Genomic DNA, 15,858 nt, shown 5'->3' on the forward strand with positions numbered 1-15,858 from the left:
CCGGCCACGAGCGGGCCGGCACGTTGCGGTCAGGGCGCGGACAGGAGTCGGGGGTGGGGGTCGAGGGTCAGGTAGAGGCCTCCCGCGGCGCGGTCGGCGGTGGTGGGCAGGGGCACCATGTCGCTGGTGCCGTGGCCGCCCAGTCCGTGCTGCCGTCCGGTGCGCGGCCGGGCGAGTCGCCGCTGTAGCAGGGAGGCGGCGTCCTGCTGTGCGTCGTGCAGGTCGTCGAGGCCGGTGATGATGTTCAGGAAGGACTCGTGCAGCCGCAGTCGGTCCTGGTCGCGGTGGCTGAGGGTCTGTGCCCGGCGGAAGTACGAGTTGCGGCCGTCGTGGATGCGGTAGAAGGCGCTGACCAGGATGAGGAGGCGTTCGTAGGCGTGCCGGTAGGCGGTGTCGTAGAAGGTGTGGGCGGCATCCGACTCGACGCCCTGGCGCAGCAGTCCGGCGGTGCAGGCGGCACTGAGGGTGGCGCTGTACATGGCCAGGTGGACCCCGGTCGACAGCAGTGGGTCCAGGAAGCAGGCGGCGTCACCGGCGAGGAAGTAGCCGGGGCCACTGAAGCGCTGGGCGACGTAGGAGTAGTCGCTTTCGACCTTCAGGCCCGAGACCAGGCGTGCCCCGCGCAGGACGCGGGCGAGCAGCGGGCACTGGGTGAGGGCCTGGTGGTAGGCCGCTTCGGTGGAACCGGTGTGCCGTCGTGACTCCTTGAAGGAGTGCTTGTCGGTGACCAGGCCGACGCTGAGGGTGCCGTCGTGCAGCGGGATGGCCCACAACCAGCCGTGGTCCGGCAGGGAGAAGACGCCGATCGCCCCCTGGGGTGCGCCGGGAAGGGGTGGGGCGTCCCGCCAGTAGCCCCATGCGGCCACGTTGCGGAAGACGTCGTGGAACCGGCGGCTGCCGAGGTGGCGGGTGGCCAGTAGTCCGGCGCGGCCGGAGGCGTCGATGAGGTGCTGGAAGACGATCTCGCCGCGTTGTCCGTCGCCGGTGGTCCAGGTGGCCGCCCGCGCCGCGCCGTCCGTGAGGTGGATGCGCCGTACGGAGGTGGCCTCGCGGACGTCGGCTCCCTGCCGCTGCGCGTGACGCAGCAGCAGCTCGTCGAACTGCGAACGGACGACCTGAAAGCTGTAGGGGGCGGGCCGGCCGGGCTCGTCGAAGCCCAGCGACCACTGCTGGCCGCCCCAGCCGTAGAAGGCCCCGGTCTTGCGGACGAACCCGTGCCGTTCGACGGCCTCGCGTGCCCCCATGGCGTCCAACAGCGGCAGCAGGGAGGGGAGAAGGGACTCGCCGACGTGGTAGCGGGGGAACCGGTCCTTCTCGAGCAGGGTGACCGCGATGCCTTGCCGGGCCAGAAAGGAGGCGGCGGTGGATCCCGCGGGGCCGCCGCCGACGACGAGTACCTGGGTTTCCTCCCGCACGCACTCCCCCAGACGGGTCGATGGGCGATCAACGGAGTCTCAGCTCACTCTACGTGTCAGGCTGTTCACCATGAAGAGCGACAAGTGGCCACAGGGCACCGCCCGGGCGACCGCCGGTGCCGCACGCCGCCGGGCCGCGCGCGGACCTGTACCGCTGACCGTCGGGATCGAGGAGGAGTATCTGCTGGTCGACCCGGTCACCCGGCACCTGAGTGCGAAGGCCGACAAGGTCGTCGCACTGGCGGGCGCCGAACTGGGCGACCGGGTCACCACCGAACTCACGCGCTACCAGGTCGAGATCCGCACCGACCCGCACACCAGCCTGACCGACCTCGGCGATCAGCTGTCCGCCGCGCGCCGTGCGGTGGCGGAGGCGGCGAGAAGGCTCGGTCTGCGCGCCGTCTCCAGCGGCACCCCCGTCCTGGGCCAGCACACCCCGCCGCCCCTGACCCCGGGCCCTCGTTACGCCCGGAGCTCCGCCACCTTCCGCGCCCTGGACCACGAGCAGACCGCGTGCGCCTGCCACGTGCACATCGGCGTGCCCGACCTGGCGACCGCGCTGCGCCTGAGCAACCAACTGCGCTGCTGGCTGCCCGCCCTCATCGCCCTGACCGCCAACTCGCCCTACTGGGAGGCCCAGGACACCGGCTACGCCAGCTGGCGCACCCTGACCCGGTGGCGCTGGCCGGTGGCCGGACCGCCCCCGTACCTCGAGTCGCCCAGCCACTTCGAGGACCTCGTCGGCAGCCTGATGGCCACCGAATCGGTGATGGACCGCGGTGGCCTGTACTGGGACATCCGCCCCTCCCACCACGTGCCCACCCTCGAGATCCGCGTCGCCGACGCCTGCCACACCGTCCACGACACCCTGCTGCTCGCCGCGGCCGTCAGGGGGCTGGCCGTCCACTGGCTGTCCGGGCCGGGACGTGACCAGCGGGCGCAACGTCCCGAGCCGGAGGTGCTGCGGGCGGCATGCTGGCGTGCGGCCCGTGACGGCCTGGCCGGCCACAGCCTCGACCTGCGCACGAACCGCCTGGAGACCACCGCCTCCCATCTCGACCGGCTCTGGGAAACGGTCCTGCCCACCTTGGACGCGGCGGAGTCGACGCTCCTGAGGGACGCGCGCACCCGCCTGGACATGGGTGGGAATGGCGCCGACCGGCAGCGGCGGGCCTACCGGGAGCGACACCGGATCACCGACGTCGTGGACCATCTGATCGAGTCCGCCACCCGTGCTCCGGCCACGTGAGCCACGGGGCTACTCGGCCCAGGCACGCTCCAGCTGGGTGCGGAAGGTGGCGGGCTCTCGCCCGGTCAGTTCGGCCAGCGTCGGGTCGACGGCGGTGAACTCGCCGTCGCGCGCCGCGGTGAAGATGCTCAGCATCAGGTCGGCGATCGGGGCCGGGGCGCCGTGCGCCAGGGCCTGCTCGCGGTAGGCGTCGTCGGGGACGACCGTCCGGGTGAAGGGCCGCCCGGTGGCCCGGGACGCGATCTCGGCGACGGTGTCGAAGTCGAGCGCCGCCGGGCCGGTGAGCGGTGGGGTGGGGCCCTCGAAGCGACCCTCTTCGAGGAGGATCGCCGCCGTGGCTTCGGCGAGGTCGTCGTGGCCGGTCCAGGCGACGGGGCCGTCGGCGGGGAGGGCGATGTCGCCGGTGTGCCGGGCGGCCTCCAGGAAGTGCAGGGCGCTGGCCGCGTAGAAGCCGTTGCGCAGTGCGGTCCAGGGCAGACCGGTGGCGCGGAGCAGGTCCTCGGTCCGGGCGTGGTCGCGGCAGGCCTGGAAGTGGGAGTCGTGGGCGGCGCCCATCTGGCTGGTGTAGAGGACGCGGCCGACGCCGGCCTTCACGGCGGCGTCGATGGCGGTGCGGTGGCCGCCGACGCACTCCTCGCCCGTGCGGTCGAGGGAGACGAGGAGCAGCTGCTCGGCCCCCTCGAAGGCATGCACCAGCGAGGCGGGGTCGTCGAAGCTCCCCTGCCGGACGCGGACGCCGCGGTCGGCGAGGTCCCGGGCCTTGCGGGGATCGCGGACGCTGACGCCGACGCGCTCGGCGGGGACGCGCTCCAGCAGGCGCTCGACGGTGCGGCGGCCGAGCTTTCCGGTCGCTCCGGTCACGATGATCATGAGGTTCTCCCGACCCGCGTTTCCAATGGAATCACTTTGATGTTACCACTGGAAATTCCAATGGAATCAGATCATCGGTACCATCGGTTCATGGTTACGCGTGACTCGGCCGGCAGCCCTCGCCGCCGCATCGTCGAGGCGGCCGTCGAGCTGCTGGAGAACGGCGGACCCGACGCGGTGAGCACCCGCGCGGTCGCCGCCGCGGCCGGAATGCAGCCACCGGCGATCTACCGCCTCTTCGGCGACAAGGAAGGGCTCCTCGAGGCCGTCGCCGAGCACGGCTACGCGCAGTTCCTGGAGAGGAAGCGCGCACAGCTCGACCCCGACCCGCAGGACCCGGTGGAGGAGCTGCGCCGCGGCTGGGACATGGTGGTCGAGTTCGGGGTCTCCCGCCCCGAACTGTTCGCGGTGATGAACCGGGCCTCGGGCCGGGGATCGGACACGGCGCACCGCGCGGGCCTGGAGATCCTCCACGGGCGGGTGCGCCGGCTGGCGGCCGGGGGCTGGCTGCGGGTCGACGAGGAACTGGCGGCCCAGATCATCCAGGCGACCGGCCAGGGCGCGGTCACCACCTGGCACTCCACCCCCGCGGGCCGCCGCAACCCGGCACTGTTGACCGTCCTGCGCGAGTCCATGGTCGCGGCCGTCACACACGCCGAACCGACGGTCCCCGCCGCGGAGTCCGGCTCCGCCGCGGCGGCCCGCGCGCTGCGCGCCGCCCTCCCCGACGACGCGGACGTCCTGACCGAGGCCGAGCAGCGCCTGCTGCGTGAGTGGCTCACGCGCCTGGCGGCGGACGGTGGCGCTCCGCATGCCTGATCACACGTCAGAGGCCCTCTGGGCGTGCACCTCCGGGCGTCCATACGCTCGCGTACATGTCCAACTCCTACGCCGCGCTCGCCGCCTACTACGACGCCATCATGACCTCGGGGTACTACGACTACGACGCCTACGCCCGAGCCCTGCTGGACCACATCGGCGAGGGCAGGGACGTCCTGGAGCTGGGGGTCGGCACCGGACTGGTCTGCGAGCGCCTCCTCGCCATGAGCCCCGCGGGATTACGCATCACGGGCCTCGACCACACCGAGAGCATGCTCGACCGGGCCCGCGCGCGACTCGGCGACCGGGTTCACCTGGTCCAGAGAGACATCCTCGACGAGGAACCCCTGCCCGCCCTCTTCGACGCCGCCTACTCCGTCGGCGGCGTGTGGTACGGAGTCCACGACGGACACGACACCTGGCTGGGCAGTCACCTCACCGAAGACGACGACAACCTCAGAGCACTCGCCAACGTGACCCGTGCGCTCCGCCCCTCCGGCACGCTGCTCCTGGCCGTGCAGGAACCCCACCGCGCCTACACCCGCCCCCTGCCGGACGGACTCCGCTACGCCCAGAAGGTCGACGACCACGGCGGGGGCCGCTTCACCAAGGACTACCGCGTACTGAAGGACGAGCGGGTGCTGGCTCACCAGCGGTCGCCCTTCCGCCTCCAGCCCCGCTCACAGGCCGACGCGTTGTTCCGGCGCTGCGGTCTGCGCCGCGCGGACGACGGTGCCGGGCGGTTCCTGCGATACGTCCGCGTCTGACGGCTCCCGACGCGGGACGAGGTGACCGAAGGGCCGGTCATGCCGCTGCCGGCCCGGGCGTACGCCCGGCCGTTCACACCAGGGGCTTGTCGACGAGGACCCTGAACTCGGTGACGGACATCTCCTGCTGCAGTTCGACACCGGAGGCCGCTCCCGTCACGGACGGCAGGTCCATGGCCTCGGCCTCCTCCGTCGGGAAGTCGTACTTCGCGAGCCCCAAGGTGAGATGCGGCCAGAAGTCGCCCTCCTCGATGCCCAGACGCCGCACGGTGCCGGCGTACAGCGTGGCCAGCTCCTGCGTGTGCTCGATCCCCAGCCGCACCTGTTCCTGACGCTGGACGGTGCGGGCGTCGTAGCGGTACGCGGGGTCCTTCTGGAGCCGCCAGCTTCCGTGACGCACCTCGCCGGTCAGCCGGACGCGCGGGGCGGCCCAGTCGCCGTCGCTCAACAGCGCGGCCGCGTCGGCCAGCCGGCCGGCGTCGGCGTCGTGCAGGAAGCCCAGGGTGACGTGCATCCGGTCCCGGTCCTGCGGATCGACCCGTTCCCGCTGCGTCTCCTGAAGGGCGACGAGGGCGTCGACCAGGAGCGGGGGGAGCCGGAGACTCAGAAACGCGTTGACCGTCCGATCGTTCGCCATCGCTGCTCCTTGTGCGGTTCTGGCCAGACCCCGGTCCGGGACCAGGACCACCCGCGTCGTAGCGGGGTTCACCTCTGTCCCGGCTGCCCTCCCGAGCGAGGTGCGATGCGGTGCACGGGGGCCGCTTCACTCGAACGAGGAAGCGCACCGCGGCGCGTTCAGGGACCCGTCCCGAGAACGCCGTTCGCGCGCCCGCGTACGGCTCGGGAGGCGCACGACGGTCGTACGACCTCACCGGCACCGCACATCATCACGCCCCGCAGCCATCCGATTACTCCTCGCGATTGCGGCGATACCGTCCGTACGGAACGCCCTCCACAACCGGGCGTCCGACGAGGACACACCCCGTCCTCAACGACCGGGGCGGCACCCCGCCCCCGAACAGGAAGAGCAGTACGCATGAGTGACATCACCCAGATCCGGGCCCGCATCGAGACCGCCGACGTGGGCGGGGCGGAGACCAGCAGCTGGATCTATCTCGGCATCGCCGGCCGCGAGTTCTGCCTCGACTCCGGCAGCGGCGACGACTTCGCCGTCGGCGCCAAGACCTGCTTCATCCTCGGCGAGGAGGGCAGCTCCGCGAACGACGGCGGCGAGACGGGCTTCACCGACGTCACCGTCCGCAACGCCGAGTACAACGATCCCCGCAAGCCCCAGCTCGACACCGAGGACCTGGACCTGGCGCCCGCCTACATCCGCTTCGCCGGCTCCGGCAGCGTCCAGTACTGGTGCCTGGAACGCGCGCAGATCAGCATCCGCTCGAACACCGGACAGGACTTCCACTTCGACAACCTCCGCCTGCGCAGGGCGGAGGACAACCGCCGCATCTGGCTGCACCACGAGTACGGCGAGCGGCTCTTCCTCTACAACGTCACCGGCACCTGATCCGCTCAGGGGCCGCCGCCCGGCACCCGGGCGGCGGCCCGCTCCCGGACCGCCCCCTCCCCAGGCTCTCCCCAACGCAGCACACTTGACCCACGCACAACCGGGGAAGGACCCGGGGATGGGGCCGGGAGGGCCCCTGGGGCTCCTGGGTTCACCACCGGGGCACCCGGGAGGACGCGGATGCCGCCGGAGGGGGCGCGACATGCGGGACAGTCACCGTGCAGAGGCCGAGGGGCTGCTGAGGCGGGCCGTGGAGGAGGAGGTGCGCCGCTCGGGCGGACGCACGGACGGGAACGTGCTGCTCTCCCGGGCCCGCGCGGCACTGGACGCGATGGCGGGCACGTCCGCCGAGGAGTACGACGCCTACACCCGGGCCCTCGACGAGGCGGCGGCCGGCCAGCTCACGTTCCGGCAGCGGTACGCCCGTGAGGGCTCCGGCACTCCCCTGCTGGTCGCCGCCGTCGCGGCGGTCGCCACGGTGGTGGCCGACGTGGCGCTCGGCACCGGCACCGGCACCGCGGTGGGCGCGGGCGTGGCCGTCGGCGTCGTCGGCGCCGCGGCGACCGTGCTGAAGGTGGTCGGGTCCCACCTGCCGGCCGCCCACCACCGTGCCGGTGCCGTCAGCCAGCCCGGCGGGCCCGAGCAGTTGCGGCTTCAGTGGCTCACCGCCCTGGAGGTGCGCGGCATCCGGCCCTTCCTGGACCAGCAGCGGATGCTCGCCGCGTCCACCGCTCCGGCCAAGACCGGCCCGAAACTGCGGGGCGCGGACAAGAGCGCGGCGGCCCGGGGACGCAGCGCGCTTGAGCAGTCGTTCGGTCAACTGCCCGAGCCGGGCGAGGCGTTCGCCGGCCGCCGGCGCGAGATGGCCCAGCTGCGGCAGTGGGTGCAGGCGGCCCGCGCGAGCACCGAGACGAAACCGACGGTGGTGGTGCTGCACGGGGCGCCCGGCAGCGGCCGTACGACGCTCGCGGTGCGCGCCGTCCACGACCTGCGCGACTACTTCCGCGGGGCCTGCCTGGTCGACCTGCGCGGCGACGGCACCGCGGCGGGGGGCGAGGCGCCGCTCAGCACCCGGGACGCCCTGCTGCATCTGCTCAACCGGCTCGGGGCGCCGCGCGAGCAACTGCTCTTCCGCGAGCGTTCCTCCGCCGACCAGCAGGTCAAGCGGCTGAGCGAGCTGTACCACCAGCATCTGACGGGCGTACCGGTCACCGTGGTCCTGGACGACGCCGCGGACCCCGAGCAGGTGCGCACCCTGGTGCCGGAGCGGTCCGACAGCCTGGTGCTGGTCACCTCGCGGAAGCCGCTGGCCCTGCCGCCCGACCTGCCCGCGCACGTGTACGCGCTGCCGGTCGAGGCGCTGGACGCGGCGGGCGCCGAGGAACTGCTGGGCGCCGCCGCACAGGACGCCTCGGGTCCGTACGACGCCGACTCCAGCGACCGGATCCGGGAGCTGTGCGGCGGGCTGCCGCTGGCGCTGCGGGTCGCCGGGTCCTCACTCGGCCCGCGCTCGCCGCGCGCGCTGGCGGCCGACCTGGGCGCGTACGGGCCGGTGGAGCCGGTCGAGCGCGCGCTGTGGCTGCGCTACACCGACCAGCCGGAGCCGGCCCGGCGGCTGCTGCGCCGGCTGGCGCTCGCGGGCCGCACCTCGATGGGGGCCGCGGCCGCCGCCGCGCTGCTGGCCACGGACGAGACCGAGGCGACCAAGCAGCTGACGGCGCTGTCCCGGGCGGGCCTGCTCGACCACGTCCGGGGCAGCCGCTACCGGCTGCACGACGTCGTCCGCGCCTTCGCCCGCGCCCGGCTCGCCGACGAGGAGGAGCCCGGCGAGCGGACGGCGGCGCAGGAACGGCTGATCGCCAACTACGGCGAGCTGGCCGACTCGGTGCTGCGGCTGGTCGACGGCAACATGTCGACCCGCTCGAACCAGTTCGGGCAGTACGGCTTCACGTCCCTGGACGAGGCGCTGCGCTGGCTGGACGACGAGTCGAGCTTCATCACGGCGGCGCTCAGGCACGCGGAGGGCGTCGACCAGGGCGCGGTGCTGAACCTGCTGGGCGCGCTGTGCGACTACTGCCTGCTGCGCGGCGACCTCTACCGGCTGGGTGAGATCAGCGAGCTGGCGCAGTCCGTGGATCAGGGGCTGCTGGTGCGTTCGGTGCAGTGGCGCACCGGCATCGCGGCCCGGCAGCTCGGTGAGCTGGACAAGGCCCGCACCACCCTGACCTCCGTGGTCGACCTGTACCGGGAGGCCCACCACGACGCGGGCGCCGCGCGTGCCCTGTGCTCGCTGGGCATCACGCTGCACCACCAGGGCAACCTGACCGACGCGGCGGCGAAGCTGCGGGAGGCGCTCGACCTCCAGGCCGCGCCCGAGCTGGACACGGACCGGGCGTGGACGCTGCACGCGCTGGCGGCGGTGCAGCGCGACCGGGCCCGGCTGGCGGAGGCCATGGACCTGCTCACCGAGTCGCTGGTGCTGCACCGGGCGGGCGAGTCGCTGCACGGCCAGGCGTGGGCCCACTTCCAGCTCGGGCAGCTGCACCTGCGCATGGGCGACGTACCGCGCGCGGAGTCGGACCTGCGGGCGGCCCTGGAGCTGTACGGCCGGACCCAGGACGCCCGCGGCGAGGCCTGGGCGCTGACCCAGCTGGCGCGGGCCCGGCTGGTGGACGGGGAGGCCTCCGAGGCGGTCGACGAGCTGCGGCGCGCGGCGGCCCGGCACCGGGACAACGAGGACGCCCGCGGCGAGGCGTGGACGGTCTACTACGTGGGCCAGGCGCTGGAGGAGACGGGCGACCTGGACCAGTCGGTGCGTGAGCTGGAACGCTCACGCACCATGTTCTCCCGGATGCGGGACGTGTACGGCCTGGCCTGCGCCCGGCACCACTCGGCTCGGGTCACCCGCGACCAGCGCGCGGCGCAGACCGGCTCGCTGCGCAACTCCGGCTTCGCCCGGCAGCTCCTGGTGGACGCGCGCGCCGACTTCCAGCGCATCGGCGTCGGCCACGGCGAGGCGTGGACCTGCCTGGAGCTGGCGGTGGTGGACGCGGGCAACGCCCGTACGCCGCAGGCACTGGGCCTGTGCGACGAGGCGGCCGCCCTGTTCGCCGCGTACGGCGACCGGCGCGGCGAGGACTGGGCCCGCTTCCTGCGCTGCACGCTGCTGCCGTACGCGGCCCCGGGCGGGGTGGAGGTCGGCACGGCGGTGGCGCAGGAGGAGCTGGCCCAGCTGTCCCGGGCCGGGCACCCGGCGCGGGACACGAAGCTCGACGAGTACGTCGACGCCTACCAGCTGCTCCTGGAACGCGGCGTCCAGCTGGAGTCCGGCTGGCAGGCCTGGCGCCTGGGCATGGTCCCGAACCGCCAGGCCCGGGAGGTCATGGGGGTGGCGGTGACGGCCCGCTCGTGACCGGGGGTGCCGCCCCCGGCCGTCGCTAGCCCTGCCCGGGCTTCGCCTGCTCGCCGCCGGCGGCCCGGGTCTCGGGGTCCGGGGCCTCCTTGAAGTCGACCTTGCCCATGTGACGGGTCATGGACTTCATCAGGGCCCACACCGCCAGGGCCATCACCGCGAAGACGATGAAGCCGAGGACACCGGGGGTGACCTTGTCCTCGTCGAGTTCGGCGAGGGTGACGAGGTGCGTCATTGCCAGGCTTGCGCTTGCACTCATGTCAGGCATTGTCCCGGACGCCCGCGAAGAGGTCGTCCTCGGGGAGGGAGGTATCGACGAGGGACTTCGCCAGCTCGTACTCCTCCGTGGGCCAGACCTCCCTCTGGAGCTCCATCGGCACCCGGAACCAGCCCCCGTCGGGGTCGATCTGCGTGGCGTGGGCGATCAGCGCCTTGTCACGGATCTCGAAGAAGTCCGCGCAGGGCACGTGCGTGGTGAGCGTGCGCTCCTTGCGCTCGAACTCCGACCACCGCTTGAGCCAGTCCCCGTAGGGCGACTCCAGTCCGCGGTCCAGCAGCGCGTGGTGCAGGGCCTCGGTGCGGGGGCGGTTGAAGCCCTGGTTGTAGTACACCTTCACCGGCTGGTACGCCGTGCCGTACTCGGCCTCCGGGTACTTCTCGGTGTCGGCCGCGCCCTCGAACGCCACCATCGTGATCTTGTGGGTCATGATGTGGTCGGGGTGCGGGTACCCGCCGTTCTCGTCGTAGGTGGTGATCACCTGCGGCCGGAAGGCGCGGATCTTCCGCACCAGCTCACCGGCCGCCTTGTCGACGTCCTCCAGGGCGAAGCAGCCGTCCGGCAGCGGCGGCAGCGGGTCGCCCTCGGGCAGGCCGGAGTCGACGAAGCCGAGCCACTGCTGCTTGACGCCCAGGATCTCCCGGGCCTCGTCCATCTCCTTCCGGCGCACCTCGTGGATGTTCTCCTCGATGTACGGGTCGCCCTGGAGCTTGGGGTTGAGGATGGAGCCGCGTTCCCCGCCCGTGCAGGTCACCACCAGCACGTCCACCCCCTCGGACACGTACTTCGCCATGGTGGCCGCGCCCTTGCTCGACTCGTCGTCGGGGTGGGCGTGGACGGCCATCAGTCGCAGCTGGTCAGTCAAGACTCAATCCTCGGGTCAGTCGGCGCCCGTGTGCATCGGCGCAATCGGAGGCTTCTATAGTGACCGAATCGGGAGCCGAATAATTCCGGGGCCCGGGAAGACCGGCTCCTGCCGAGAGGACGATCATGAGCACGGCCACGACGCGAAGGCCCGAGGGCCGCTACGGCCGTTCGTCGGACGAACAGGCCGACCGCACGCTCAAGGTCGTCGGCGCCGTGCTCGGTGCCGTCCTGCTCGCCGTGATCGGCTGGTTCGGCTACCACTACGTCGGTCAGAACAAGATCAGTGGCGAGCTGATCGGCTTCGAGCTCGCCGAGGACTCGGTGCAGGTGCACCTGGAGGTCCGCAAGGACGCCGGTGTCACCGGCTACTGCACGGTGCGCTCCCAGGCGGAGGACGGCGACGAGGTCGGCCGGGCCGACTTCCGCTTCGACGGGGACAGCACGCGCATCGACAAGGTCGTCACGTTGCGGACGAAGGCCGCGGGCACGACGGCCGAACTGCTCGGCTGCCACCCGGAGTGACCCGACGGCGAACGTCAGCGCGAATCCATGGGCTCCCACCTGCGATGACAGGAATCTGGCGGCTTATGTCCTCCCCCTTTGCCCACTGAATTGTTAGGCTCGTGGTTTCGCCCTTCCGTGAAGGAACATCCTTCTGGGTAGGGCGTTGATTTGTATTCCCAGTACCAACGAGGAGCACCCGTGACCCAGACCAGCGAGAACGTCACCTGGCTGACCCAGGAGGCGTACAACAAGCTCAAGGAGGAGCTTGAATACCTTACTGGTCCCGCGCGCACCGAGATCTCTGCCAAGATCGCCGCGGCCCGTGAGGAGGGTGACCTCCGTGAGAACGGCGGGTACCACGCGGCGAAGGAGGAGCAGGGCAAGCAGGAGCTCCGCGTGCGCCAGCTGACCCAGCTGCTCGAGAGCGCCAAGGTGGGCGAGGCCCCGGCCGCGAACGGCGCGGTGGCCCCCGGCATGGTCGTCACGATCGCGTTCGACGGTGACGAGGACGACACGCTGACCTTCCTGCTCGCTTCGCGCGAGTACGCGAGCTCGGACATCGAGACCTACTCGCCGCAGTCCCCGCTGGGCTCGGGCGTCCTCGGCCACAAGGTCGGCGAGGACGCGCAGTACGAGCTGCCCAACGGCAAGCCGGCCTCCGTGAAGATCCTCAAGGCCGAGCCGTACGACGGCTGATCCGTCCGGCGAAGTCCCGGCCGGTGTGCCCGGCCTCCTGTCGTGGAAGAGCCCCCGGTGTCCTGGTGACGCCGGGGGCTCCTCGTCATGAGGCGGCCGAGCGGTACTTGCGCACCGACAGGGTCCGGAAGACCGCGATGATCAGGACGGACCACATCACCGACGCCCAGACGGGATGCTGCATGGGCCAGGCGTCCGACTGCACGACGCCGGGGTTGCCGAACAGCTCGCGGCAGGCCTGCACGGTGGCGCTGAACGGGTTCCACTCGGCGATGTGCCGGAGCCAGGGGGTCATCTGGCTGGAGTCCACGAAGGCGTTCGACACGAACGTCACCGGGAACAGCCAGATGATCCCTCCCGAGGTCGCCGCCTCCGGGGTGCGTACGGAGAGCCCGATCAGCGCGCCGATCCAGGTGAAGGCGTATCCGAGGAGCAGGAGCAGGCCGAAGCCCGCGAGGATCCGCCCGGCGTTGGTCGGCTCGGCTGAGCCGGTGCGCCAGCCCACGATCAGCGCGACGATCGCGAGGACGAGCAGGGTGATCGCCGTCTGCACCAGGTCGGCGACGGTGCGGCCGGTGAGCACCGCGCCGCGGGCCATCGGCAGCGAGCGGAAGCGGTCGACCAGTCCCTTCTGCATGTCGTCGGCGATGCCCGCGGCCGATCCGGCCGTGGCGAAGGTGACGGTCTGCGCGAAGATGCCGGCCATCAGGAAGTCCTTGTAGACGCCCGCGTCGGTGGTGTTCCCGATTTGCAGGGAGCCGCCGAAGACGTACGTGAAGAGGACCACGAACATCACCGGCTGGATGACCCCGAACAGGACCATCTCCGGGATCCGGGTCATCCGGATCAGGTTTCTCCGGGCGATGACCAGGGAGTCCCTGATGGACGCCCCGACGGGGTTGGTGCTTGCCCCGGCCGGCGCGGCTTCGGTGGCGGCGCTCACTTGGCGGCCTCCTTCTTGTCCTTGTGTCCGGCGTCGGCCGTCGGGTCCTGGTCGTCGCCCTCGCCCTCGGCCTCGGCCACGTGGCCGGTGAGGGAGAGGAAGACATCGTCGAGGGTGGGGCGGCGCAGGCCGATGTCGTCGATCTCGATACCCCGGACGTCGAGTTCGCGGATGACCTCGGCGAGCAGCTTCGCGCCGCCGGTGACGGGGACGGTGAGCTTGCGGGTGTGCTCCTCGACGGTGGTCGAGCCCTTGCCGAATCCGGCGAGCACCTCGGCGGCCGTCCCCATGTGGTCGCGCTCGTGGACGACCACCTCGACGCGCTCGCCGCCGGTGCGGGCCTTGAGCTGGTCGGAGGTGCCGCGGGCGATGACGCGGCCGTGGTCGACCACCGCGATGTCGTGCGCGAGGTGGTCGGCCTCCTCCAGATACTGCGTGGTCAGCAGCAGGGTCGTACCGCCGGAGACCAGCTGCTTGATGACCTCCCACAGCTCCTGGCGGTTGCGCGGGTCGAGGCCGGTGGTCGGCTCGTCCATGAACATGACGGGCGGGGAGACCACCAGGGCCGCCGCCAGGTCGAGCCGGCGGCGCATGCCTCCGGAGTAGGTCTTCGTGGGACGGTCGGCGGCGTCCGTGAGGTGGAACTGCTCCAGCAGCTCGACGGCCCTTGCCTTCGCGGCCTTGGACCGCATCTGGTAGAGCTGGCCGACCATCTGGAGGTTCTCCCGGCCGGTCAGGTACTCGTCGACCGCGGCGAACTGGCCGGAGAGGCCGATGGAACGCCGGACGTCGTTGGGCCGCTTGAGCACGTCGATGCCCGCGACGACCGCCCTGCCGCTGTCGGGGCGCAGCAGCGTCGTGAGGCAGCGGACGGCGGTGGTCTTGCCCGCGCCGTTCGGCCCGAGCAGGCCCAGGACCGTGCCCTCGGGAACGTCCAGGTCGACGCCGTCCAGAGCCCTTACGTCACCGAAAGTCTTGACCAGGCCTTCGGCATAGATGGCGCCTGGCATATGAGTCTCCACGTCGTCGGGGATGCTTCGGAAAGCCTAGGTTTGTGGATTTCGCCGCGCTCAGCGAGCGAATTACGAGACACACCGTAACGCGATGTATCGCGTCTCACAATCTGCTTACACGAACGAGTGACGAAGTGGTGGCCGACCTTTCCGGATCCCCGGTTCCCGGATCCTCGGATCCCCCCGGTTCCGGGATCCTCGGATCCCCAGGTTCCGGAATCCGCCTCAGCCGATGACGGGGTAGCCGGCCTCCCGCAGCGCCCTGCCGACCTCGGCGCAGTGCTCCGGGCCCTTCGTCTCCAGGTGCAGCTCGACCTCCGCCTCCGTGAGCCCGAGCCGTGGATCGGTCCGTAGGTGGCTCACATCGAGGACGTTAGCGTCGACCACTGACAACACCCCGAGAAGCGTGGCCAGGGCGCCGGGACGGTCGGTCAACCGCAGCCGGACCGCCAGGTAGCGGCCCTGCGCGGCCATGCCGTGCCGCAGCACGCCCTGCATCAGCACGGGGTCCACGTTGCCCCCGGACAGCACCGCCACGACGGGGCCCTCGAACGAGCCGGGATCGCTGAGCAGCGCCGCGACCGGACTCGCCCCGGCCGGCTCCACGACGAGCTTGGCCCGCTCCAGGCAGAGCAGCAGAGCCGTGGACAGCTCGTCCTCCGAGACCGTGCGGACCTCGTCCACCAGCTCGCCGACGATGCCGAACGGCACGTCGCCCGGACGCCCCACCTTGATGCCGTCGGCCATCGTCACCGGGTGGTCGACCGCCACCGGGCGCCCGGCGGCCAGCGAGGGCGGATACGCCGCCGCGCCCTCCGCCTGCACGCCCACGATCCGTACGTCCGGCCGCAGCGCCTTCACGGCGACCGCGATGCCGGCCACCAGTCCGCCCCCGCCGATCCCGACCACGACGGTCCGCACCTCGGGGCACTGCTCCAGGATCTCCAGCCCGACCGTCCCCTGGCCCGCGATGACGTCGGGGTGGTCGAAGGGGTGGATGAACACCGCGCCGGTCCGCTCCGCGTACTCCTGCGCCGAGGCCAGCGTCTCGTCGACCACCTGGCCGTGCAGCCGTACCTCGGCTCCGTAGTCCCGGGTCGCGCTGATCTTCGGCAGCGGGGCGCCCTTCGGCATGAACACCGTCGAACGCACGCCGAGCAGCGACGACGCCAGGGCCACGCCCTGCGCGTGGTTGCCGGCGCTCGCCGCGACCACCCCGGCGGCCCGCTGCTCGGGGAGCAGCCCGGCGATCCGGACGTAGGCGCCGCGCAGCTTGAACGAGCCCGTCCGCTGGAGGTTCTCGCACTTGAGGTGCACCGGCGAGCCGACCAGCTGGGACAGGTGCCTGCTGCCCTCCATCGCCGTCACCCGCGCCACACCCGAGAGCATCTTCTGCGCTCCGCGCACGTCGTCGAGGGTGACGGGTCCGACGAGGGCGGCCGTGCTGTAGCTCATGCCTCCAGCATCGCAGTTCACGGGGGCCGGGGGCCGTTGTGACCAACCT

15 protein-coding genes are annotated in these 15,858 nt (G+C 71.9%); 7 read left to right on the forward strand and 8 right to left on the reverse strand.

All coding sequences use genetic code 11. The annotated features are described in order from the left end of the window. Positions 1-29: 29 nt before the first annotated feature. A complete protein-coding gene (locus ACZ67M_RS13660) occupies positions 30-1,415 on the reverse strand; it encodes an NAD(P)/FAD-dependent oxidoreductase (RefSeq protein WP_469850962.1) in 1,386 nt (461 codons plus the stop codon). 70 nt (positions 1,416-1,485) lie between these two features. On the opposite strand from ACZ67M_RS13660, the gene ACZ67M_RS13665 reads away from it, so the two are divergent. Next, positions 1,486-2,664, forward strand: coding sequence for a carboxylate-amine ligase (locus tag ACZ67M_RS13665; protein ID WP_361352372.1), 1,179 nt, complete (start codon positions 1,486-1,488; stop codon positions 2,662-2,664). Between the two features lie 9 nt (positions 2,665-2,673). Here ACZ67M_RS13665 and ACZ67M_RS13670 read toward each other — a convergent pair whose 3' ends face one another. Then, positions 2,674-3,534, reverse strand: coding sequence for an SDR family oxidoreductase (locus ACZ67M_RS13670; protein WP_392010254.1), 861 nt, complete (start codon positions 3,532-3,534; stop codon positions 2,674-2,676). Between the two features lie 90 nt (positions 3,535-3,624). On the opposite strand from ACZ67M_RS13670, the gene ACZ67M_RS13675 reads away from it, so the two are divergent. Continuing rightward, positions 3,625-4,353, forward strand: a complete 729-nt coding sequence (locus ACZ67M_RS13675; RefSeq protein WP_469850963.1) for a TetR/AcrR family transcriptional regulator — start codon at positions 3,625-3,627, stop codon at positions 4,351-4,353. Between the two features lie 56 nt (positions 4,354-4,409). Beyond that, positions 4,410-5,120: a class I SAM-dependent methyltransferase gene (locus ACZ67M_RS13680; RefSeq protein ID WP_385801815.1), complete on the forward strand. Its 711-nt coding sequence runs from the start codon at positions 4,410-4,412 to the stop codon at positions 5,118-5,120. Between the two features lie 73 nt (positions 5,121-5,193). On the opposite strand, the gene ACZ67M_RS13685 is transcribed toward ACZ67M_RS13680, so the two are convergent. Further along, positions 5,194-5,757, reverse strand: coding sequence for a 2'-5' RNA ligase family protein (locus ACZ67M_RS13685; RefSeq protein ID WP_469850965.1), 564 nt, complete (start codon positions 5,755-5,757; stop codon positions 5,194-5,196). 399 nt (positions 5,758-6,156) lie between these two features. On the opposite strand from ACZ67M_RS13685, the gene ACZ67M_RS13690 reads away from it, so the two are divergent. Both ACZ67M_RS13690 and ACZ67M_RS13695 read left to right on the forward strand, forming a co-directional pair. After that, positions 6,157-6,642, forward strand: coding sequence for a hypothetical protein (locus ACZ67M_RS13690; RefSeq protein ID WP_469850966.1), 486 nt, complete (start codon positions 6,157-6,159; stop codon positions 6,640-6,642). 202 nt (positions 6,643-6,844) lie between these two features. Further along, positions 6,845-10,054 (forward strand): tetratricopeptide repeat protein, encoded by a 3,210-nt coding sequence (locus tag ACZ67M_RS13695; protein WP_385801809.1) that lies wholly within the window; start codon positions 6,845-6,847, stop codon positions 10,052-10,054. 25 nt (positions 10,055-10,079) lie between these two features. Here the strand turns inward: ACZ67M_RS13695 and ACZ67M_RS13700 are convergent, their stop codons facing one another. After that, positions 10,080-10,322, reverse strand: coding sequence for a hypothetical protein (locus tag ACZ67M_RS13700; RefSeq protein ID WP_079163648.1), 243 nt, complete (start codon positions 10,320-10,322; stop codon positions 10,080-10,082). Next, positions 10,315-11,196: a mycothiol conjugate amidase Mca gene (gene mca / locus ACZ67M_RS13705; protein ID WP_469850968.1), complete on the reverse strand. Its 882-nt coding sequence runs from the start codon at positions 11,194-11,196 to the stop codon at positions 10,315-10,317. The genes ACZ67M_RS13700 and mca overlap by 8 nt, the downstream gene beginning before the upstream one ends. A 125-nt stretch (positions 11,197-11,321) precedes the next feature. On the opposite strand from mca, the gene ACZ67M_RS13710 reads away from it, so the two are divergent. Beyond that, positions 11,322-11,720 carry a DUF4307 domain-containing protein gene (locus ACZ67M_RS13710; protein ID WP_361352401.1) on the forward strand — a complete coding sequence of 133 codons (399 nt, stop codon included), beginning with the start codon at positions 11,322-11,324 and terminating at the stop codon, positions 11,718-11,720. Between the two features lie 180 nt (positions 11,721-11,900). Then, positions 11,901-12,398, forward strand: coding sequence for a transcription elongation factor GreA (gene greA, locus ACZ67M_RS13715; RefSeq protein ID WP_122615957.1), 498 nt, complete (start codon positions 11,901-11,903; stop codon positions 12,396-12,398). Positions 12,399-12,483: 85 nt separating this feature from the next. Here greA and ACZ67M_RS13720 read toward each other — a convergent pair whose 3' ends face one another. From ACZ67M_RS13720 to ilvA, 3 genes are all read right to left on the reverse strand, one after another. Continuing rightward, a complete protein-coding gene (locus tag ACZ67M_RS13720) occupies positions 12,484-13,341 on the reverse strand; it encodes an ABC transporter permease (RefSeq protein WP_161330630.1) in 858 nt (285 codons plus the stop codon). Then, positions 13,338-14,351, reverse strand: coding sequence for an ATP-binding cassette domain-containing protein (locus ACZ67M_RS13725; protein ID WP_469850970.1), 1,014 nt, complete (start codon positions 14,349-14,351; stop codon positions 13,338-13,340). The genes ACZ67M_RS13720 and ACZ67M_RS13725 overlap by 4 nt, the downstream gene beginning before the upstream one ends. Positions 14,352-14,579: 228 nt before the next feature. Then, positions 14,580-15,809 carry a threonine ammonia-lyase gene (gene ilvA, locus ACZ67M_RS13730; protein WP_361352407.1) on the reverse strand — a complete coding sequence of 410 codons (1,230 nt, stop codon included), beginning with the start codon at positions 15,807-15,809 and terminating at the stop codon, positions 14,580-14,582. Positions 15,810-15,858 lie beyond the last annotated feature (49 nt).

This window comes from Streptomyces sp. NPDC107500, from assembly GCF_055582785.1.

Coding starts and splice junctions, on each gene's coding strand:
- ACZ67M_RS13700 (WP_079163648.1), bottom strand. CDS start 10,322: ATGCCTGACATGAGTGCAAGCGCAAGCCTGGCAATGACGCACCTCGTC.
- ACZ67M_RS13665 (WP_361352372.1), top strand. CDS start 1,486: ATGAAGAGCGACAAGTGGCCACAGGGCACCGCCCGGGCGACCGCCGGT.
- ACZ67M_RS13695 (WP_385801809.1), top strand. CDS start 6,845: ATGCGGGACAGTCACCGTGCAGAGGCCGAGGGGCTGCTGAGGCGGGCC.
- ACZ67M_RS13725 (WP_469850970.1), bottom strand. CDS start 14,351: ATGCCAGGCGCCATCTATGCCGAAGGCCTGGTCAAGACTTTCGGTGAC.
- ilvA (WP_361352407.1), bottom strand. CDS start 15,809: ATGAGCTACAGCACGGCCGCCCTCGTCGGACCCGTCACCCTCGACGAC.
- ACZ67M_RS13680 (WP_385801815.1), top strand. CDS start 4,410: ATGTCCAACTCCTACGCCGCGCTCGCCGCCTACTACGACGCCATCATG.
- ACZ67M_RS13690 (WP_469850966.1), top strand. CDS start 6,157: ATGAGTGACATCACCCAGATCCGGGCCCGCATCGAGACCGCCGACGTG.
- ACZ67M_RS13685 (WP_469850965.1), bottom strand. CDS start 5,757: ATGGCGAACGATCGGACGGTCAACGCGTTTCTGAGTCTCCGGCTCCCC.
- ACZ67M_RS13710 (WP_361352401.1), top strand. CDS start 11,322: ATGAGCACGGCCACGACGCGAAGGCCCGAGGGCCGCTACGGCCGTTCG.
- ACZ67M_RS13675 (WP_469850963.1), top strand. CDS start 3,625: ATGGTTACGCGTGACTCGGCCGGCAGCCCTCGCCGCCGCATCGTCGAG.
- ACZ67M_RS13670 (WP_392010254.1), bottom strand. CDS start 3,534: ATGATCATCGTGACCGGAGCGACCGGAAAGCTCGGCCGCCGCACCGTC.